Source organism: Pseudomonas sp. HMSC065H01 (genome assembly GCF_001815235.1).
Classification (GTDB): Bacteria; Pseudomonadota; Gammaproteobacteria; order Pseudomonadales; family Pseudomonadaceae; genus Pseudomonas; species Pseudomonas aeruginosa.
Genome location: NZ_KV819914.1, coordinates 56,527 through 76,663, shown reverse-complemented (window position 1 = coordinate 76,663; position 20,137 = coordinate 56,527). Strand labels below are relative to the sequence as shown.

General features: G+C 67.8%; 19 protein-coding genes. 10 read left to right on the top strand and 9 right to left on the bottom strand.

What is annotated here, in order from left to right:
* Positions 1–159 precede the first annotated feature (159 nt).
* The 4 genes from ccoM to HMPREF3014_RS24650 form a co-directional block, all read right to left on the bottom strand.
* The gene (gene ccoM / locus HMPREF3014_RS35325) at positions 160–273 is read right to left on the bottom strand and encodes a cytochrome c oxidase subunit CcoM (protein ID WP_003091657.1); all 114 of its coding nucleotides are present in this window, start codon (positions 271–273) and stop codon (positions 160–162) included.
* Between the two features lie 248 nt (positions 274–521).
* A complete protein-coding gene (locus tag HMPREF3014_RS34710; protein WP_003091659.1) occupies positions 522–683 on the bottom strand; it encodes a hypothetical protein in 162 nt (53 codons plus the stop codon).
* Complete coding sequence (locus HMPREF3014_RS24655; protein WP_003115462.1) at positions 680–1,282, bottom strand: alpha-ketoglutarate-dependent dioxygenase AlkB family protein; 603 nt, start codon at positions 1,280–1,282, stop codon at positions 680–682. Before HMPREF3014_RS24655 ends, HMPREF3014_RS34710 begins: the two co-directional genes overlap by 4 nt.
* Positions 1,283–1,335: 53 nt before the next feature.
* On the bottom strand, positions 1,336–1,644 hold the full coding sequence (locus tag HMPREF3014_RS24650; protein WP_003143434.1) for a hypothetical protein: 309 nt from the start codon (positions 1,642–1,644) through the stop codon (positions 1,336–1,338).
* 235 nt (positions 1,645–1,879) lie between these two features.
* Here HMPREF3014_RS24650 and rapA point away from each other — a divergent pair, with 235 nt between their 5' ends.
* On the top strand, positions 1,880–4,732 hold the full coding sequence (gene rapA / locus HMPREF3014_RS24645) for an RNA polymerase-associated protein RapA (RefSeq protein ID WP_003119658.1): 2,853 nt from the start codon (positions 1,880–1,882) through the stop codon (positions 4,730–4,732).
* A 282-nt stretch (positions 4,733–5,014) separates the two neighbouring features.
* Positions 5,015–5,470: a universal stress protein gene (locus HMPREF3014_RS24640; protein WP_003091672.1), complete on the top strand. Its 456-nt coding sequence runs from the start codon at positions 5,015–5,017 to the stop codon at positions 5,468–5,470.
* Between the two features lie 68 nt (positions 5,471–5,538).
* Here HMPREF3014_RS24640 and HMPREF3014_RS24635 read toward each other — a convergent pair whose 3' ends face one another.
* Positions 5,539–7,194, bottom strand: coding sequence for a phosphoethanolamine transferase (locus HMPREF3014_RS24635; protein WP_003091675.1), 1,656 nt, complete (start codon positions 7,192–7,194; stop codon positions 5,539–5,541).
* A 326-nt stretch (positions 7,195–7,520) separates the two neighbouring features.
* Between HMPREF3014_RS24635 and HMPREF3014_RS24630 the strand changes: the two genes are divergently transcribed.
* Entirely contained in the window at positions 7,521–9,701 is a 2,181-nt protein-coding gene (locus HMPREF3014_RS24630; protein ID WP_003117586.1) for a putative bifunctional diguanylate cyclase/phosphodiesterase, read from the top strand.
* Positions 9,702–9,704: 3 nt separating this feature from the next.
* On the opposite strand, the gene HMPREF3014_RS24625 is transcribed toward HMPREF3014_RS24630, so the two are convergent.
* Positions 9,705–10,595, bottom strand: a complete 891-nt coding sequence (locus HMPREF3014_RS24625; RefSeq protein WP_003113156.1) for an NAD(P)-dependent oxidoreductase — start codon at positions 10,593–10,595, stop codon at positions 9,705–9,707.
* Between the two features lie 148 nt (positions 10,596–10,743).
* Between HMPREF3014_RS24625 and HMPREF3014_RS24620 the strand changes: the two genes are divergently transcribed.
* The 6 genes from HMPREF3014_RS24620 (at position 10,744) to HMPREF3014_RS24595 (ending at position 15,413) form a co-directional block, all read left to right on the top strand.
* Entirely contained in the window at positions 10,744–11,601 is an 858-nt protein-coding gene (locus HMPREF3014_RS24620; RefSeq protein WP_003113155.1) for a putative selenate ABC transporter substrate-binding protein, read from the top strand.
* Entirely contained in the window at positions 11,598–12,401 is an 804-nt protein-coding gene (locus tag HMPREF3014_RS24615; protein ID WP_003117585.1) for a phosphonate ABC transporter ATP-binding protein, read from the top strand. Before HMPREF3014_RS24620 ends, HMPREF3014_RS24615 begins: the two co-directional genes overlap by 4 nt.
* Positions 12,395–13,228: a PhnE/PtxC family ABC transporter permease gene (locus HMPREF3014_RS24610; RefSeq protein ID WP_003113153.1), complete on the top strand. Its 834-nt coding sequence runs from the start codon at positions 12,395–12,397 to the stop codon at positions 13,226–13,228. Before HMPREF3014_RS24615 ends, HMPREF3014_RS24610 begins: the two co-directional genes overlap by 7 nt.
* On the top strand, positions 13,225–13,995 hold the full coding sequence (gene phnE, locus HMPREF3014_RS24605; protein ID WP_003091685.1) for a phosphonate ABC transporter, permease protein PhnE: 771 nt from the start codon (positions 13,225–13,227) through the stop codon (positions 13,993–13,995). The genes HMPREF3014_RS24610 and phnE overlap by 4 nt, the downstream gene beginning before the upstream one ends.
* Positions 13,996–14,118: 123 nt before the next feature.
* Complete coding sequence (locus HMPREF3014_RS24600) at positions 14,119–14,847, top strand: hypothetical protein (RefSeq protein ID WP_003158319.1); 729 nt, start codon at positions 14,119–14,121, stop codon at positions 14,845–14,847.
* A gap of 65 nt (positions 14,848–14,912) precedes the next feature.
* Positions 14,913–15,413: a hypothetical protein gene (locus tag HMPREF3014_RS24595; protein ID WP_016263221.1), complete on the top strand. Its 501-nt coding sequence runs from the start codon at positions 14,913–14,915 to the stop codon at positions 15,411–15,413.
* A 57-nt stretch (positions 15,414–15,470) separates the two neighbouring features.
* On the opposite strand, the gene HMPREF3014_RS24590 is transcribed toward HMPREF3014_RS24595, so the two are convergent.
* Together HMPREF3014_RS24590 and HMPREF3014_RS24585 are read right to left on the bottom strand one after the other, a co-directional pair.
* Entirely contained in the window at positions 15,471–17,549 is a 2,079-nt protein-coding gene (locus HMPREF3014_RS24590) for a phosphocholine-specific phospholipase C (RefSeq protein WP_003113149.1), read from the bottom strand.
* 231 nt (positions 17,550–17,780) lie between these two features.
* Positions 17,781–18,236: a DMT family transporter gene (locus HMPREF3014_RS24585; protein ID WP_003158318.1), complete on the bottom strand. Its 456-nt coding sequence runs from the start codon at positions 18,234–18,236 to the stop codon at positions 17,781–17,783.
* 88 nt (positions 18,237–18,324) lie between these two features.
* Here HMPREF3014_RS24585 and HMPREF3014_RS24580 point away from each other — a divergent pair, with 88 nt between their 5' ends.
* On the top strand, positions 18,325–19,239 hold the full coding sequence (locus HMPREF3014_RS24580) for a LysR substrate-binding domain-containing protein (RefSeq protein WP_003138279.1): 915 nt from the start codon (positions 18,325–18,327) through the stop codon (positions 19,237–19,239).
* A 7-nt stretch (positions 19,240–19,246) separates the two neighbouring features.
* On the opposite strand, the gene HMPREF3014_RS24575 is transcribed toward HMPREF3014_RS24580, so the two are convergent.
* Positions 19,247–20,059: a MerR family transcriptional regulator gene (locus HMPREF3014_RS24575; protein WP_009313699.1), complete on the bottom strand. Its 813-nt coding sequence runs from the start codon at positions 20,057–20,059 to the stop codon at positions 19,247–19,249.
* Positions 20,060–20,137 lie beyond the last annotated feature (78 nt).

Here is a 20,137-nt window from a genome sequence, read left to right as displayed (position 1 = left end):
CGAGGCGATATGTGCAGCCTATATTATTAGGCTGCTAACAATATCGTCCAGCGACATTCGTAGTATCCCGATCGCTGCGCCGGTGTTTTTCCAGGCGCAAAAAAAACGGGCGACCGAAGTCGCCCTAAGTGCCTTGCGTGCTCTGTGTATCCGGGAGGATCAGCCTTTGCGGCTATGGGAATCCTTCCAGATGAAGTAACCGACCCCACCGAAGAAAGCGACCATGAGGCCTACTGTAAGAATCCCTGCGAGAACCACTTCGTCGATGAACATGTTGATGGCCTCCAGTTGCCGGTTGGGTGTTGCTCGATGGGCTCAGATTAGCGAGGCGCGGCGGCGCAATATTGACCTGGATCAATCGCCCGGACGGGCTTTTTCGGCCAGGTGCATGACACTGACCCAGGTCAAGTTTCGCAGGAGGGAGAATGCGGTCGGACGCCGCAGATAACCGGGAAAAACCTGCCCGATCGCCGCACGTTGCCCGCAGGAATGCGCCGCCGGCGAACGCGGCGGCGGAGGCTTCAGCGCTTCTTCGGCTTGCCTTTCGGCTTCTTCCGCGGCTTGCCCAGCGGCAACACCTGTTCGAAGGCCTTGCGGACCTCCTGCAGGCGCTTCTCGTGCACGTCGTGGATGCGCTTGTCGCGCTCGGCGCTGAGGTCGATCACCTTGTCGTCGTCGTTCATGGCTGGGGGTACACCAGGCGGAAGGTCAGGTTCAAACGGGGCATGCAGGAGCGGCGGGTCTTCGCCACCTGATGTTGCCAATGATGCTGGGTTGCGCCGCGCATGACCAGCAGGCTGCCATGGGTCAGTTCCAGAGAGTGGGCGATGCGGGTCTGGCCCTTGCGCCGCAGGTCGAAGCGGCGGCTGCCGCCGAGACTGAGCGAGGCGACCAGCGGATCGCGGCGCAGCTCTGGCTCGTCGTCGCTGTGCCAGCCCATGGAGTCCTGGCCGTCGCGGTAGTAGTTCAGCAGCACGCCGTTGACCCGCTGGCCGACCTCGCGCTCCACGCGCTCGCGGATCTCGCCGAGCAACGCGGTCCATGGCAGCGGCCGGTGGACCTGGCCGGAATAACGGTAGGCGGCGTCAGGGTCGCCGTACCAGGCCACCAGGCGCGGGGTCGGATGCTCCTCGCCATGGATGCGCAGGATCGGCTGTTCCCAGGGCGTTTCCTGTTCCAGGCGCAACAGCCAGGCGCTCGCCAGCGGCGCATCCAGCCAATGCGGGAGATAGCGGAGGTCGGCGTCCGGCAGGGTCAGGGGTGCGTCGGCGAACAGGTCCATGGGCCGCAGGTTACTACGCCGCAAGGCCGCTGCTGAAGCCTGGAAAACCAGGGTTACACTTCGATGTCGATCAATTGTCCCTTGCGCGGCAGCTCGTCCGCCGGGGCGCTCTCCCCCGCCTCGTCAGCCGGCGCCTCGTCCCCCTCGTCGCTCCGCGCGTGCGCCTCGCCGCCCTGGCGGCGCTGGCGACGGCGGTATTCCTCTTCCAGCCAGCTTTCCTCGTCGCGCTCCTGGCGCAAGGCGACGCCATCGCTGCCCGCGCCAGCCTGGGTCGGCGCGACCGGCGGCGTGGCCGGACGGGGCTTGGGCGGGTCCTGCTGGACGGTGACCGGGATCAGGCCCTGGGGGATCGGCGGAAGCATGCAGGCAACCTCTCTGGGTAGTGCCGCGTCATGGGTTCTCGCAGCGTGCCGGTTTGCGGCGTTCTTCTACAAGGGTTATCGGTCGACCCGCCGCTCGACTTGAGAACCAGCCGCCAGGCGGTCGCTCCCGTACCGACGGACGGCTCTCCGACGAAGCCGTGGCGCAACACGCAATCCATCGCCAAGCGTCGCTCAACGCCACGCGTTGCGGTACCATACCCGGCTTTTTTGGGAGGTGGACATGGCGCAGTATCAACCGGGGCAACGCTGGATCAGCGACAGTGAAGCGGAATTGGGCCTGGGGACCATCCTGGCCCAGGATGGCCGCCTGCTCACCGTGCTCTATCCGGCGACCGGCGATACCCGCCAATACGCCTTGCGCAATGCGCCGCTGACCCGCGTGCGCTTCGCCCCCGGCGATGAAGTGACGCACTTCGAAGGCTGGAAGATGACCGTTCGCGAGGTCGAGGAAAGCGAGGGCCTATTGGTGTACCACGGCCTCACCGCGCAGAACGAGCAGCGCACCCTGCCGGAAACCCAGCTCTCCAACTTCATCCAGTTCCGCCTCGCCAGCGACCGTCTGTTCGCCGGACAGATCGATCCCCTGCCCTGGTTCTCCCTGCGCTACCACACTCTCGAACGCCGCAGCCAACTGCTCCAGTCCTCGCTCTGGGGCCTCGGCGGCGCCCGCGCCCAGCCGATCGCCCACCAGTTGCACATCGCCCGCGAAGTCGCCGACCGCATGGCGCCGCGCGTCCTGCTGGCCGACGAAGTGGGCCTGGGCAAGACCATCGAGGCCGGCCTGATCATCCATCGCCAGTTGCTCTCCGGCCGCGCCGGGCGGGTGCTGATCCTGGTCCCGGAAAACCTCCAGCACCAGTGGCTGGTGGAGATGCGCCGGCGCTTCAACCTGCAGGTGGCCCTGTTCGACAAGGAGCGCTTCGCCGAAAGCGATGCCAGCAATCCCTTCGAGGACACCCAGTTGGCCCTGGTCGCCCTGGAGTGGCTGAAGGAAGACGAACGCGCCCAGGACGCCCTGTTCGCCGCCGGCTGGGACCTGCTGGTGGTCGACGAAGCCCACCACCTGGTCTGGCACCAGGACCAGGTCAGCGCCGAATACGCGCTGGTCGAGCAACTGGCGGAGATCATTCCCGGCGTCCTGTTGCTCACCGCGACCCCGGAGCAACTCGGCCAGGACAGCCACTTCGCGCGCCTGCGCCTGCTCGATCCGAATCGTTTCCACGACCTCGAAGCGTTCCGCCGGGAGAGCGAGCAATATCGCCCGGTCGCCGAAGCGGTGCAGGAACTGCTCGACCACGGCAGTCTTTCCGCCGGCGCGCGCAAGGCCATCCACGGCTTCCTCGGCAGCGAGGGCGACGAGCTGCTGGCCAGCGTCGAGGGCGGCGATGAAGAAGCTCGCTCGCGCCTGGTCCGCGAGCTGCTCGACCGCCACGGCACCGGTCGCGTGCTGTTCCGCAACACCCGTGCCGCCGTGCAGGGCTTCCCCCAGCGCGAACTGCACGCCTATCCGTTGCCGATGCCGAGCCAGTACGAGGAATTGCCGGCCGGCGAACACCCGGACCTGTATCCGGAAGTGAATTTCCAGCAGCAGTGGGAAGACGGCGACGACAACAACCGCTGGTGGCGCTTCGACCCGCGCGTCGAGTGGCTGATCGATACCCTGAAGATGCTCAAGCAGTTCAAGGTCCTGGTCATCTGTGCCCACGCCGAGACGGCCCTCGACCTGGAAGACGCCCTGCGCCTGCGTTCGGGCATCTCCGCCACGGTGTTCCACGAAGGCATGAGCATTCTCGAGCGCGACCGCGCCGCCGCCTACTTCGCCGACGAAGAGTTCGGCGCCCAGGTGCTGATCTGCTCGGAAATCGGCAGCGAAGGCCGCAACTTCCAGTTCGCCCACCATCTGGTGCTGTTCGACCTGCCGGCCCACCCGGACCTGCTCGAGCAGCGCATCGGCCGCCTCGACCGGATCGGCCAGCGACACACCATCCAGTTGCACGTACCGCACCTGGAGAACAGCGCCCAGCAGCGCCTGTTCCAGTGGTACCACCAGGCGCTGAACGCCTTCCTCAATACCTGCCCCACCGGCAACGCCCTGCAACACGAGTTCGGCCCGCGCCTGCTGCCGCTGCTCGACGGCGGCGAGGACAAGGCCTGGGACGCGCTGCTCGCCGAAGGCCGCGCCCGTCGCGAAGCCCTCGAAGCGGAGCTGCACAGCGGTCGCGACCGCCTGCTCGAGCTGAACTCCGGCGGCGCCGGCGAAGGCGAGGCGCTGGTGGAGGCCATCGAGGAACAGGACGACGACTTCGCCCTGCCGATCTACATGGAGCGCCTGTTCGACGCCTACGGCATCCACAGCGAAGACCATTCGGAAAATGCCCTGATCCTCAAGCCAAGCGAGAAGATGCTCGACGCCGGCTTCCCCCTCGGCGACGACGAAGGCGTGACCATCACCTACGACCGTGCCCAGGCGCTGGCCCGCGAGGACATGCAGTTCCTCACCTGGGAACATCCGATGGTTCAGGGCGGCATGGACCTGGTGCTGTCCGGCTCGATGGGCAACACCTCGGTGGCGCTGATCAAGAACAAGGCGCTAAAGCCCGGCACCGTGCTGCTCGAACTCCTGTTCGTCAGCGAAGCCGTGGCACCGCGCGCCCTCCAGCTCGGCCGCTGGCTGCCGCCGCAGGCCCTGCGCTGCCTGCTCGACGCCAACGGCAACGACCTGGCCGGCCGGGTGTCCCTGGAAACCCTCAACGACCAGCTGGAAAGCGTGCCACGGGTCAGCGCCAACAAGTTCGTCCAGGCCCAGCGCGATGTGCTGGCCAAGCAGTTCGACGTGGCCGAGGGCAAGATCGTCCCGCGCCACGAGGAACGCGTGGCCAGGGCCAAGCAGCAGTTCGCCGCCGCCATGGACGAGGAACTGGCGCGCCTGACCGCGCTCAAGGCGGTCAACCCGAGCGTCCGCGACAGCGAGCTGGACAGCCTGCGCACCCAGCGCGAGGAAGGCCTGGCCCTGCTCGACAAGGCCTCCCTGCGCCTCGAGGCGATCCGCATCCTGGTCGCCGGCTGACGCCCGGCAACGGCTGCGCGAAACGAGAAGCCATGGGCATCCCCCATGGCTTCTTTCATTTCATTTCCAGCGAAGGCCGCAACGGCGGATGGCCGCGCGGCGACCGTTCGCCCCGTTCCCCGGCCCCCGCCGGGCCGCGAGCCGGGCGTCGCAGCGGAATCGCGACGGTCGCCCTGCGACTTATTGACCTCCGGCAAAGGTCCGCCGGCCGCGAGGGTCTACAGTGTCCTGGAAGTTTCAAGAACGCCCGGCGGGCGGACACTCACTCTGGAGGGACACCTTATGTACGATCGCATTCTGGTAGCCGTGGACGGCAGCCCGGTCTCCGACCGCGCCCTGGAAGAGGCCATCAAGCTGGCCGGCCTCAGCGGCGGCAAGCTGCGCGTCATCACCATCGTCGACAGCCCGCTGCGCCACCTTCCCGACTACGCGGTGTACTACAACCCCGAGCCGCTGCGCGAAGCCGCGCTGAAAGCCGCCGATGACGTCCTGGCCAAGGCCCGCGAGAAGGTCGAGGCGAGCAACGTCGAAGGCGCCACCTTCGATCGCGTCTGCCAGGAGCGCGCCAGCGAGGAAATCGCCGAGCGCATCGAGCTCGAGGCCCAGGCCAGCGATGCCGACGTGGTGGTCATGGGCACCCATGGTCGTCGCGGCATGCGCCGCCTGATGCTCGGCAGCGTGGCGGAAGGCCTGATCCGCGTGGCTTCGCGTCCGGTCCTGCTGGTCCGCGACAAATAAGGCGAAAGCCGACGAAAAAGGCCGTGGGGGGAATCCTCCACGGCCTTTTTTCTTTCAGCCCCCGTCGCTCACTGGGCTGCCCTGGGCGCGCGGCAACTGGCGAAGATGTCCAGCGCCGGCTGGTACAACGAAGTCTGTACGTCCAGCAGGCCGAGCACCGAGTGGAACAGGTTGTCGTGGCTCAGGTCCTTGTCGTCGCGCTTGCCGTCCAGGCAACTGCGCTGGATGCCCCAGTTGCCCAGCGCCTGCGGGGCGAACCACATGACCATCGGCACGTGGATCTGCGCCTGGGGCGCGATCGAATAGGGCGCCGCGTGCAGGTAGACGCCATTCTCGCCCAGCGACTCGCCGTGGTCGGACACGTAGATCATCGCCGTATCGCGCTTGTCGGCATTCCGCTTGAGCAATTCGATCACCTTCGTCAGGAAGTGGTCGGTATAGAGGATGGTGTTGTCGTAGACGTTCACCAGCTCTTCCTTGCTGCAACTGCCGAGCTGGTTGGTCCGGCATACCGGCTGGAAGCGCTCCATCTCCTTCGGGTAGCGCTCGTAGTACTCGGGACCGTGGCTGCCATCGGAGTGCAGGACGATGATGGCGTCGTCCTGCAGCCCGTCGATGTACTCCTGCAGGCCTACCAGCAGCGACTCGTCCAGGCAGTTCTTGCCGTCGCAGAACGGACTCGGCTGGGTCTTCGGGATGTCCCGGTTGGGCACCCGCAGGCAGGTGCCCTTGCAGTCGCTGTTGTTCTCCAGCCACAACACCTGCACGCCGGCACGCTGGAGAATGTCCAGCAGGCCTTCGTGGGTCTTGGCCTTCTTGTCGCTGTAGTCCTCGCGCGGGTACTGGGAGAACATGCAGGGCACCGAGACCGCGGTGGAAGTGCCGCAGGAACGGACCTGGGTGAAGTTGACGATGTCCTGCTTGCTCAGCTCCGGGTTGGTCTCGCGGGCGTAGCCGTTCAGCGAGAAATGATCGGCACGGGCGGTCTCGCCGACCACGAACACCAGCAGCGATTTCTTCTGTCGCTGCAGCGCAGCCGGCGCCTGACGGGCGTCCAGGCCGATCGGCTCGACCACCAGGTGTTCCTTGATCACCAGGCGCTGCTTGGCGTACTTGCCCACCGCGTAGATGTAGTTGGTCGGGTTGATGAAGTGGGTCAGCTTGTCTTCCTCGCGGAAGATCGGGGCGTAGGTGGAATAGAAGCTGCCTACCATTACCGCGACGATCAGCAGGCAGCCGAGCAGCGTCAGGATCTTGTTCAGCAGGCCGCGGAAGAACGGCCGGTAGCGTACCGGCCAGAGCCAGATCAGCAGCGAAGGCAGGACACCGAGCAACAGCAGATAGCCGAGCAGGGTCGGGTTGACCAGGTCGCCGGCCTCGGTGGCGTTGGTCTCGAAGACGTTCTGCACCATCACCGTGTCGATGCTGATGCCGTAGCTGCCCATGAAGTAGGTCGCGCCGGCCGAGCACAGGGCGACCAGGGTCAAGGCCGGCTTGAGCAGCGGGCGGAAGGAAACCAGGGTCAGCAGGAGCGTGAAGGCGGCCCACAGGAACGCCGCGAACGAGGCGAAGAACGCGAAGCCCTTCAAGCCTTGCAGCGGCACCAGGCCATGCAGGGCCTTCCAGGTCGCCGCGTTGTAGAACACCACCAGAACCAGCGCGAACAGCATCACCAGCCGGGTCGAACCGATAGCCGGCAAGAAACGCTTGATACCCCCACCCATTGAAGCAACTCCTGAAACGTAACGGACCGCCGCCACCCCCCGTGGCGGGGCGCCCGAACTCTATCGGGCGCCTGGTCAAAATTTCGTGAAGCCTCGCGAGCCCTCGCGGGCGCAGCGATCATGCCCGTGGCGATGGAGCCGGAACAAGCTCAGCTATGCCTTTTCTCCCCGGGAAAATGCCGAAACCGGCCGTATGTCGGCGGCCAGCGACTTCCTTCCATGCCGACCTTGCAGGTGGCTCCCGCTATCTATACTGGAAGCACAATGCCACCCCCAGCCCGCACCCGCGCCGTCCGCGGGTTTTCCGTGTCCAGGGAGACACCGCTATGGATTGGCAAGGCCTGCGCTTCCTCGGAGAGTCTCCCGTCGACGGCTACGTGCTGCAGAACTGCACCTATTCGCCGTCGCTGGTGGCGCTCGCCTTCCTCGTCGCCTGCCTCGCCGGGTACACGGCACTGGACATGGTCGAGCGGGTCGGCAACAGCCTGAGCCACCCGCGCCTCTGGCAATGGATCGGGGCGTTCTGCCTGGGCAGCGGCATCTGGGCCACGCATTTCGTCGCCATGCTCGCGTTCCACGCGCCGATCGCCCTGCGCTACGACCTGCCGATCACCGGCCTGTCGCTGCTGATCGCCGTCGCCGCCTCGTACCTGGCGATGTACATGACCGCCCGCCCGCGCTTCGGCCTGCTGCCCTGCCTGCTCGCCGCCTGCTGCATCGGCCTGGGCATCGCTGCCATGCACTACACCGGGATGGCGGCGATGCGCTCGGTGGCCACCCAGTACTACCAGCCATCGCTGTTCGCCCTTTCGGTACTGATCGCCATCGGCGCCGCCTTCACCGCCCTCGCCGCGGTCCCCTACCTGCGCGGCCGGCGCAGCGCGCGCTACCGCTACATGAAACTGATCGCCAGCCTGCTGCTGGCCGGCGCCATCGCCGCCATGCATTTCACCGGGATGGCCGCGCTGGTGCTCAGCGTACCCGCCGGCACGCCGCTGGAACTGCAAGCCAGCGCCGACTCGCTGCGCCTGGGCTGGCTCACCGGAGTGCTCGCCAGCGCCATCGCCGCCTGCGGCATCTGGGCCGCATGGTCGGAGAAACAACGGGAGCGCCGGCTCAGCGAAAACAGCCGGGTCAACGCCCTGCTCAACCAGCTCGACCACGCCCACGCCTCGCTGCGCCAGATGGCTCGCTACGACAGCCTGACCGGCCTGCAGAACCGCACGGCATTCAACGAAGTGTTCGTCCAGCACCTGGAGAATTGTCGCCTGAGAGGCAAGGGCCTGGCGGTGATGTTCCTCGACCTCGATCACTTCAAGCGGATCAACGATTCCCTCGGCCACGACTCTGGCGACCAACTGCTGAAGATCGTCTCCGAACGCATCCGCAGCGTGTTGCGCGATAGCGACGTGGTGGCGCGCTTCGCCGGCGACGAGTTCTGCGTGCTCGCCGACCTCACCCAGGACCACGAGGCGCACATCCTCTCGCAACGCCTGATGCAGAAGATGAAGGAACCCATCGCCCTGGACGGGCGCACCCTGGTGATGACCGCCAGCGTCGGCGTCAGCCTCTACCCGAACGACGGCGAGCAGTGCGAGGAGCTGCTGAAGAACGCCGGCCTGGCCCTGCACCAGTCCAAGGCCTGCGGGCGCAACAACGCGCAGTTCTTCAGCCGGCAACTGCTGGTGCGGGCGACCCAGGAACTGCAGATGGAGGAGGAACTGCGCCAGGCCCTGCGCGACGACCAACTGGAGCTGCACTACCAGCCGATCCTCGCCCTCGCCGACGGCGAGGTACACCAGTTGGAGGCATTGGTGCGCTGGCGCCATCCGACCCAGGGCCTGCTCGGTCCGGACCGCTTCATCGGCCTGGCCGAAGCCAACGGCATGATCGACCAGCTCGACGACTGGGTGCTGCGACGCGCCTGCCGCGACCTGCGCAGCCTGCACCTGGCCGGCCACGAACGGCTGCGGGTGGCGGTCAACTGCTGCGCCAGCAATCTCGGCCGGGCCAGCCTGGTCGACGAAGTCCGTCATGCGCTGGAGCAGGCCGGGCTGGCGGCGTGCTTCCTCGAACTGGAGGTGACCGAGGACGCGCTGATGTACAACATCGACCAGACCATCCCGCTGCTCGAACGCCTCCGCGAGCTGGGCGTCAGCCTGTCGATCGACGACTTCGGCACCGGCTATTCGTCGCTCGCCTACCTGCGGCGCCTGCCGCTGGACGCGCTGAAGGTGGATCGCTCGTTCATCATGGACATCCCCGCCTCGCAGCGGGACATGGAAATCGCCCAGGCGATCATCGCGATGGCCCAGAAGCTCCATCTGAAAGTCGTCGCCGAGGGCGTGGAGACCCCGCAGCAACTGGCGTTCCTGCGGGAGAACCATTGCGAGCTGGTGCAGGGCTACCTGTTCAGCCGGCCGCTGCCGCTGGCGGCCCTGGAAGAGTTCCTCCGCGCCTACCGCTTCGACGCCGCGCCGCCGCTGCGCAGCCTGAACCAGGCCTGAGGTTCACTCGACGGCGGTCCGGTATTGCTCCACCAGGGTCGCCGGATCGCGTTCGAGATAGCCCTGGCTGCCGTGCAGACGCATCAACTGCGCGGCCAACCCGCTCATCGGGGTGGCCGCGCCTTGCTCGCGGGACAGCTTCACCGCGGTATCGAGATCCTTGAGCAGGGTCCGTACGTGCCACTTGACCGGCTCGTAACGGCTCTCGGCCATTTGCGGGGCGAGGATCTGCAACGGCTTCGAGTCGGCGAAGCCGCCCGCCAGCGCCGGAGCGACCAGGCTGGCGTCGACCCCGGCCCGCTCCGCCAGCGCCACCACTTCGGCGATCACCAGGGCGTTGCAGGCAACGATCATCTGGTTGCAGACCTTGGTCACCTGCCCGGCGCCCACCTCGCCCATGCGCGTCAGGCGCTGGCCAAGCCGGGAGAGGACCGGCCGCAGGCGTTCGATATCCGCTGCGCGTCCGCCGGCCATGATCGCCAGGCTGCCGCTTTCCGCGCCCGGCGTGCCGCCGGAGACCGGCGCGTCGACCCAGCGCACGCCGCAGCGCGCCTCCAGCTCGGCGGCCATCTCGCGGGTGGCGGCCGGCTCGGCGCTGGAGAAATCCACCAGCAACTGCCCGGGCCTGGCGTTCTCGACGATGCCGCCGGCGCCGAACACCACTTCACGCACCGCCGCGGTATCGGCCAGGCAAAGCATCAGGATTTCCGCGTCGGCGGCCAGTTCGGCCGGGACCTCGACGGCTTTCGCGCCCTCGGCCGCGAGCAACTCGCGTTTGCCCGGCGAACGGTTCCACACCGCCAGCGGATAGCCGGCGGCCAGCAGCCGGCGGCACATGGGCACGCCCATCAGGCCGAGACCGGCGAAGGCAAGGGAAGGCAGGGAAGCGGACATGGCGAACTCCAATACGCAGCGAATGGGCACGGGGAGCGCCATATTACCCGCGAGGCGCCGGCGAGCAACGCCGCGACGGCTGCCCAAGCGGGCCGCGCACCACTATACTCCCCGGGTTTTTTCCGCCATTGAACCGGAGAACTCTCCCATGTTGAAACGCTCCCTGGCGCTCGCCGCCGGCATCGCCCTGTCCCTGTCCGCCGCGCTCGCCCACGCCGAAACCCTGAAAGAACTCAAGGTCTCGGCGATCCCCGACGAGGCGCCCACCGAGCTACTGCGCAAATTCAAGCCGCTCGGCGCCTATCTGGAGAAGCAACTCGGCATGCCGGTGAAGTTCGTCCCGGTGGCCGACTACGCCGGGGTGGTCGAGGCGCTGGCCGCCGACCGCCTGGACATGGCCTGGCTGGGCGGCTTCACCTTCGTCCAGGCGCGGCTGAAGACCGGCAACGCCATTCCCCTGGTGCAGCGCGAGCAGGACCAGCAGTTCACCAGCAAATTCATCACGGCCGATCCCCAGGTGAAATCCCTGCAGGACCTGAAGGGCAAGACCTTCGCCTTCGGCTCGGTCTCCTCCACCTCGGGCAGCCTGATGCCGCGCTACTTCATGCAGAAGGACGGCATCGTCCCCGAGCAGTTCTTCTCCCGCGTCGCCTACTCCGGCGCCCACGACGCCACCGTAGCCTGGGTCCAGGCCGGCAAGGTCGACGCCGGCGTGCTGAACGCCTCGGTCTGGCAGAAGCTGGTGGACAGCGGCAAGGTCGATACCGCCAAGGTCAAGGTCTTCGCCACCACGCCGACCTACTACGACTACAACTGGACCGTGCGCGGCAACCTCGACCCGGCCCTGGCCGAGAAGATCAAGCAGGCCTTCCTCGCCCTCGACCCGGCGAAACCGGCCGACAAGGAGATCCTCGACCTGCAGGCCGCCAGCCGCTTCATCGAGACCAATCCGGACAACTACAAGGGCATCGAGGAGTCCGCACGCGCCGCCGGCCTGCTGAAGTGAGCCTGAGCCTCGACGGCGTGGACCTGGTCCACGCCGACGGCCAACGCGCCCTTGCCGACATCCGCCTACGCCTGGCCGCTGGCGAACGGGTGGCCCTGATCGGACCTTCCGGCGCCGGCAAGACCAGCCTGCTGCGGGTGCTCGCCAGCCAATGGCGGCCCAGCGTCGGCCGTGTCGAACTGCTCGGCGAGGAGCCCTGGGCGCTATCCGCCGCCGCCCGCCAACGCCTGCGCGCGCGCATCGGCCTGGTCCACCAGGCACCGCCGCTGCCGCCACGGCAGCGGGTGGTCAGCGCGGTACTGGCCGGGCGCCTCGGCCAGTGGCCGCTATGGAAGAGCCTGGTCAGCCTGGTCTATCCGCTGGACCGCGCCGGCGCCCACGACGCACTGCAACGCCTGGATCTCGGCGACAAGCTGTTCCAGCGCTGCGACCAGCTTTCCGGCGGCCAGTTGCAGCGGGTCGGCATCGCCCGGGTGCTCTACCAGCGCGCCGAGCTGATCCTCGCCGACGAACCGGTCTCGGCCATGGACCCGGTGCTCGCCGGCCATACCCTGGCCCTGCTCAACCGCGAGGCCGCCGCGCGCGGCAGCACCCTGCTGGCCAGCCTGCACGCGGTGGACCTGGCGCTGCAACACTTCCCCCGGGTGATCGGACTGCGCGCCGGACGCATCGCCTTCGACCTGCCCGCCGGCGAAGTCGACCGCGCCGCGCTGGACGCCCTCTACGCCAACGAACAACTGCAGGCCGAGCGCGCCAGCCCGGCCGGCGAACCCGCCGTGGTGCACATCCCACGATGCTGAACGCCGCTTCTCCGCCGCGCGACCCCGCCGCCCTGCCGCGCCTGCTGCTGACCCTGGCCGCGTTGCTGCTGCTCTGGCCGGGGCTGCGCCTCAGCGAACTGGATATCCCCGGCCTGTTCAGCGGCGACAACGCGCGCACCATGGGCGGTTTCCTCGCCGGCTTCTGGCCGCCGGCACACGATCCCGGGTTCCTCGCCCTGCTCGGCCGCGCCACCCTGGAAACCCTCGCCATCGCCACCGCCGGCATGGCCCTGGCCTGGCTCCTGGCGTTTCCCGCCGCACTGCTGGCGACCCGCGCCCTGTCGCTCTCGGCACTGCCGCGCGGCGGCCTGCCGGCCTGGTGGGCACGGGCACTGCGCTGGCCGGTGCGCGGCCTGCTGATCCTCCTGCGCAGCGTGCCGGAAATCGTCTGGGCGCTGCTGTTCGTCCGCGCCGTGGGCCTGGGCCCCACCGCCGGGGTGTTGGCCATCGCCATCACCTATGCCGGCATGCTCGGCAAGGTCTACGCGGAAATCTTCGAGTCGGTGGATCCGCGCCCCACCCGCGCCCTGCTGCTGGGCGGCGGATCGCGGCTGGCGGCGTTCGCCTACGGGGTGCTGCCGAACGCCGCCGGGGAAATGATTTCCTACACTGTCTATCGCTGGGAGTGCGCGATCCGTGCTTCGGTGGTGATGGGCTTCGTCGGCGCCGGCGGCCTCGGCCAGCAGATCGACCTGTCGCTGCGGATGTTCGCCGGCGGCGAGGTTGCCAGCATCCTGCTGACCTTCCTCCTGCTGGTCCTCCTCGCCGACCTGCTGAGCCGCTTCCTGCGCGGGAGGCTGGCATGAGCCGGACCTGGCGCCTGCTGCTCTGGCCGCTGCTGGTGGTGGCCGCGGTGGGCGCCTCGTTCGCCTATCTGGACATGGACACCGCAGGTCTTTTCAGCGGCAAGGGACTGGGCCAGATGGCCGCCTACGCCAGCGAGTTCTTCCCGCCCGACCTGTCCGCTCCGCACCTGCGGGCGATTGGCCGGGGGCTGCTGGAAACCCTGGCCATGTCGGCCATCGGCACCCTGCTGGCGGCGCTGCTCGGCCTGCTCTTCGCGCTGCCGGCGGCAGGTCGCTTCGGCGTGCCGGCGCAGAGCCTGGCGCGACTCCTGCTCAATGCGCTGCGCGCGGTGCCGGAGCTGGTCTGGGGCGCGCTGATGGTGCTGGCGGCCGGGCTCGGGCCGAACGCCGGGACCCTCGCCCTGGCGCTGCACACCGGCGGCGTGCTCGGCCGGCTGTTCGCCGAAGCCCTGGAGAACACCCCGGCGCAGCCCGCCGAGGCCTTGCGCCTGGCCGGCAGCGGACGCCTCGCGGCATTCGCCTATGGCACCCTGCCGGGGGTCTGGCCGCAACTGGTGGCCTATACCCTGTACCGCTGGGAGAACAATATCCGCATGGCCAGCGTGCTCGGCTTCGTCGGTGCCGGCGGGCTCGGGCAGATGCTCTATTTCAGCCTGAGCCTGTTCCAGCAGGCCCAGGCCGCCACGGTGATCCTGGCCATGCTGGTCCTGGTGCTCGGGGTCGACAGCCTGAGCGCCTGGGCGCGGCAGCGCTGGGTCAGCCAATAGGAAAACGCGCCGCCGCGCCCGTTCGAGGAAATTTACGAAGCCCGCCGAAGATCGGGCATCATCGGTGCTCGGAGCCATCAGGGAGGCACCCCGCCTCCTGGTGTCCAGGGAGAGGAAGGAACCATGCGCAAACCACTGCTATCCGCATTACTGCTGGGCCTGCTGGCCCTCGGCGGCTGCAGCCTGCCCCAACAGCAGGCCGGCGCGCCGACCGAGCAGCGGCTCGGCACCCAATGGGGCGAAGGCGTCGCCTCGCCGGTCACCTCGGTGGCCCTGCGACGTCTATCGGAGCAACCGGTCGATCGCCGCCAGGTGTTCTACAGCGCGAGCCGCTTCGATGGACGTGCCATCAAGGAACTGCCCCTGGCCAAGGGCAGGGTGGGCTTCGCCGTACTCGACGAGGATGGCGGCAAGTTCGACCTCGTGCAGCACCGCAGCACCCTGCAATTGCAGGGTCGTGAAGGCCAGCGCTACCGACTGTGGCTGAACAACCTCGGCAGCGCGACCTACGAGGTGGTCTCCACGGTAGACGGCCTGGACGTGCTCAACGGCCAGCCGGGCAGCCTGAAGAACCGCGGCTATGTGCTGGAGCCGGGCGAGAGCCTGGTGATCGAGGGCTTCCGCAAGAACGAACGGGAAGTCGCGGCGTTCCGCTTCGCCAGCCCCGACGATGCCTACGCCAGCAACAGCGCGGCCGGCGACAGCCGCAACCTCGGCGTGATCGGCGTGGCCCTGTTCGAGCTGGACGCTCCGGCCAGCGGTCGCGCGGCGCCGGCCGACGGACCGCAGGCATTTCCCGCTGACGCCCGGAACGGCGGCGGCTACGCGCCGCCACCACGCTATCGCGACTGAGGCATCTTCACGAAAACTGCGCGGCGGCGTTCCTTCATAAGCAATCCATCTCACAGGAGCCGCCGATGAACCGCTTTTCACTGCCCCGCCCCGACGCACACCAGTGCGTCGCCGGCCTGGGTTTCTCCGCCCTTCTGCTGCTGGCCTCCTCGGCCAACGCCGCCGCCTGCCGCGACATCACCAGCGTGCAGCAAAGCGCCGACGCCACGCGCAATACCTCGATGGGCGGCCACGTGACCCAGCACATCTACGGGATGACGCCGCCATCCGGCTCGTCGCAGAAAGACAAGACCCTGTTCAAGTCGAGAGGCAACTACGACGCGGCCTGGCGCCAGTACGGATACATCGACAATCCGGTGGCCTGCAGCGGCAACAGCAAGTTCCAGGTGGTTTCCCTGGAGAAGCTGCACATGGGCAAGATCGATGCCTACTCCTGCAAGCAGGCCGACGGCCAGGGCGTCTGCACGCGCTGGGATACGTACATGGCCAAGGAGATTTCGTACGGTTTCGTCCTGAAGGACGGCAAGTGGATCCTCAATACCCTCTACCCGGTTCCCCTCGACTAGGGCGCAGGCCGTCCGCGCCGGCCGCCCCATTGCAGGGAGCCGGCGCGGCCGTCCGGGTCAGAAGGTCAGCGTGCCCAGGCCCATGCCCGGGTCGCTGAAGCCGGAGCGACCATCTTCCATGCGACCGCTGAAACGCCGCAGGAAGCTGTCCGCCCCCTGCGCGCTGACGCTGAAGTCGTACCAGTTGCCGCTGCTGCGCAGCGAATAGCGGACTTCCCGGCGCTGTCCCGGCGGCACGTTGACGGTACGCCGCTCGCCCTGGCGATAGACGTTGTCCTTGACCGTCAGCTTGACCGGATGGCGGCCACGGTTGATCAGTTGCACGCGCAGGTTGCCGAACAGCGGCTCGTAGTCGATCCGCACTTCCGGCAGCGGCGCCTTGCGCTCCGCCAGGTCGCGCCGCAGGTTGCCGCGAAAGACCCGGAGGAAACCGTTCGGACCGTGCACTTCCAGGTGGTAGTCGCCGCTGGCGTCGCCCTGGAAGCTGTCGTGCAGGCGCTTGCGCGCGCCGACGGTGTAGCGTTTCGGCGGGTTCTCGCTGTCGAGCAGGTCGAACACCTGGAACACCGCGCCGGCCTTGCCGGTGTTGGCGAAGGTCAGGCTCAGCGCATCTCCGCCGCTGCGGTAGCGCGCATGCACGCCCAGCTCGTAGGGCAAGGCGCGGGCCGGACGGATGCCCATTTCCTGCTTGGGCATGGCGGCCACCGCCGGCGGCTTCGGCTTCGGCAGCTTGATCTGGCTGGCGACGATGGCGTCGGCCTGGCTGGTGTCGGGCAGTTCGGGGAACGGCTCGTTGTTCGGGTTGGCGAAGTTGAACGCCGAGGTCAGGTCGCCGCAGACGGCACGACGCCAGGGACTGATATTCGGCTCCATGACCCCGAAGCGCTGCTCCAGGAAGCGGATCACCGAGGTGTGGTCGAACACCTGGGAGTTGACCCAGCCGCCCTTGCTCCACGGCGAGATCACGTACATCGGCACCCGCGGGCCGAGGCCGTAGGGCTGGTTGCGATAACGGATATCGCCCTTGGTGTGCCATTCGAGGGTGGCGTCGGCGGTGGTCTTGCCGCGCAGCGTGCCGTCCTTGTTCAGGCTCGGCGCGGCCGGCGGGGCGACGTGGTCGAAGAAGCCGTCGTTCTCGTCGAACATCACCAGCAGCGCGGTCTTGCTCCAGACCTCCGGGTTGGCGGTCAGCGCGTCGAGTACCCAGGAAGTGTACTCGGCCCCCCAGATCGGGCTGGACGGGCCGGGGTGTTCGGAGTACTTGGCCGGGGCGACGATCCAGGACACCTGCGGCAGGCTGTTGGCCAGCACGTCGCGCTTCAGCGCATCGAGCTTCCAGGTGCTCAGGCCGTTGACGATCAGCGGCGAGTCAGGCGCCGCGGCGCGGTACTGGCGGAAGCCGATCAGCGGGTTGTCGGAGAAGTTGTCGGCCATGTCCTGGTAGACCCGCCAGGTGATGCCGGCAGCCTGCAGGCGCTCGGGATAGGTGGTCCAGGTGTAGCCCTGCTCCACCGGGCCGTTGCTGTCGTGGTCGTTGGTGGTTACCGGACCACCGTGCTGGCCGAGCGGGTCGTTGGTGCCGGTCCAGAGGAACAGCCGGTTGGGGTTGGTGCCGCCCTGGAACGAGCAGTGATAGGCGTCGCAGATGGTGAAGGCGTTGGCCATCGCGAACTGGAAGGCGATGTCCTGCTCCTTGTAGTAGCCCAGGGAACGCTCGGTCTTGGCCGGCAGCCACTTGTCCATGCGCCCTTCGTTCCAGGCCTGCTGGGCGTCCGGCCAGGTGTGCGGGGTGCCGTCGACGCGCTGGGCGCTGGTGGTGCTGGTGTCGAAGTGGTAGGGCAGGATCTCGCCCTTGCTGCCCTTCTGGTGCCAGACCCGCTGGCCGTCGGGCAGCGGGATCGCCATGCGGTCGCCGAAGCCGCGGACGCCCTTGAGGGTGCCGAAATAGTGGTCGAAGGAGCGGTTCTCCTGCATCAGGATCACCACGTGCTCGACGTCCTTGAGGTTGCCATGCCGGCGGTGCGCGGGAATCGCCAGGGCCGCCTGGATGCTCGACGGCAGCATGCTGGTGGCGACGGTGGCGCCGACCGTACCGGCGGCCAGGCGGATGAAGCTTCTTCTGCTTTTCGAAATCATCGGGGGGACTCACCAGGTCAGGGTGTGGCACAGGGCTGCCGAGCGCATCCATGACGCCCGCAGGCTCACTCGGCAGCAAGCTGTTCGAACCCCGACGACGCTAGTGAGGGAAAAAGACGCTTTGGTTTCAACACGCTTTGCAACAACTATTCATGCCAACTTCGTCACAATTTCAGATCAAGATTTTGGTCTAGGCCAGATTCCACTTGACAGCCCTCGCCGGCACTCTCCTCACACTCTTCCCCGCCATTGCAGGAGCAATACCCCCGCCACCACCAGCGCCAGGCCGAGATAGCCCTCCCAGGACAAACGGCGCACCGGGAAACCGGCCCAGCCGAACTGGTCGCAGAGCGCCGAGACCAGCATCTGCCCGGCCACCACGCACGCGATGAAAGTGGCGGCGCCCAGGCGCGGCGCGACCAGGATCGCCACCGTCAGGTAGGCCGCGCCGAACAGCCCGCCGAGCCAGCTCCACCAGGGCGCGCCGCCGAGGCTGGCGGTAGCCGGCAGCGGCACCCGCACCAGCAGCAGGCCCAGGCAGACCGCCCCGAGGCTGACGCCCAGCGAAGTCAGGCTGGCGCTCAGCGGATGGCCGAGCAGGCGCCCGAGCAAGGCGTTGCTGCCGGCCTGCAGCACCACCATGCCGCCCACCGAAACTGCCATCAGTACCATCAGATAATTGGGCATGCTGATTCTCCTCCTCCGGCCATTGCCTCTGGAGCGGAGTTTTTGCTATCCACTTCGCGAATGGAAATCGATAGTTGGTACAGCCTCCATGCAGCAGATTCATGACCTACGCCGTATCGACCTCAACCTGCTGGTGGTGCTCGACGCGCTCCTCAGCGAGCGCCACGTGTCCCGCGCGGCGCAGCGCCTGGCCATGTCGCAGCCGGCGGTCAGCCACGCCCTCGGGCGTCTCCGCGAACTGTTCGGCGATCCGCTGCTGGTGCGGGTGAAAAGCCGCATGCAGTTGACCAGCCTGGCGCTGGAGCTGGCGCCGAAGCTCCAGGCCAGCCTCGACCAGGTGCGCGGGGTGATCGGCGGGCCGGCCTTCGAGCCGGTGCGCAGCCGGCGCCACTTCCGCCTGGGCATGTCCGACTACGGCGCCTGGGTGGTGCTGCCGGCGCTGCTGCGCCAGCAACAGGCGCTGGCGCCCGGGGTGAGCTTCGGGATAGTCCAGGAACCGCGCCTGGAAACCGCCCGGCAGGTCGCCGAAGGACAACTGGACTGCGCGCTGGGGGTATTCCCCCTGCTTCCGGAGGGCGTGCGCGCCAGGCGCCTGTTCGAGGAGCGTTTCGTCTGCGTCTGTCGGCGCAGCCTGTTCGACCGCCCCGACGGCCTGTCCCTCGACCGCTACCTGGCGGCCCGCCACGTGCGCGTCTCGCTACAGGACAACCCGGCCGAGGAAGTCGACAGCGCCCTGGAAAAACGCGGCCTGCGCCGGCAGGTAGCGCTGACCCTGCCGCACTTCACCGTGGCCCCGGCGCTGCTGGCCGGCACCGACCTGGTACTGACCATCGCCGAGCGCATCCTCGAACGCCTGCGGTTACCCGAGGAACTGGCGGTCTGCGAGCCGCCGCTGGCGATCCCGCGCTTCGACTACGTGCAGATCTGGCGCGGCGACGCCGAGCGCGAAGCGGCCGGCGCCTGGCTGCGGGAACAGATCCAGGCGGCGGCGCGGAAGATCTGAAGAAGAGTCAGGAAGGCTTTTCCAGCTTGCGCAGCATCTCGCCGACACGCTCGCCGAGCATTTCGTTGGCCGACAGCTTGAGGCCGCGCGCCAGTTCCACCTGGACCACGTGTTCCGCCAGCGGGCGCAGGCGCAGGAACACCTTGGCCAGCTCCTGCAGGTCCGGCGCCCCGGGCAGCAGGTCGGTGCCGCGGCCGTCCACCAGGTGGGTGACGATCAGGCGGACGATCCCCGCCGCCAGGTGCTCGGTGTCGCTGCGCAACTCGCCGAGGTGATCGAGCAGCGCCTCCAGCGGGATGCCGCTGCGGTACAGCTCCAGCCCGGCCTGGAACAGCCGCGGACTGGGGATCTTCATGCACTCGCCGTCGAACAGCAGCAGGCCCAGCGCCTGGGCCTTGTCGATCACCCGGTCGTTCAGTTCGTCGCCGAAGATCGCCTGGAGTTCGTCGAAGCCGATGCTGCCGGGCGTCTCCAGGTTCCACTCGCCGATGATCGCCTGGTCCAGGCCGAGCACGTGGTCGAGGTCGCGGCCCTGTTCCCAGGCCTCCAGCAATTCCTTGATGTTGGCGCTGGAATAGCCGCGTTCGAGCAACTGGTTGATCAGCCGCAGGCGCTTGAGATGGCTGTCGAAATACACGCCGACCCGGCCGCGCCGCTCCGGCGGCGGCAGCAGGCCGCGGTCCTGGTAGGCACGCACGTTGCGCACGCTGCTGCCGGCCGCGCGCGCCAGTTCGTCGACACTGTATTCGCGGGCATCCTCGGCGGACGGCTGCTCGCCACGTTGCAGCAGGCGCTGCAGGAGGGTCAGGGGTGTGCTCATGGAGGCGGATCATAACGAGGCCCGCCGAACGGCCACAACCTCCGGGGGTGCAACGCTCTTTGCCGGCGTCGGGATGCG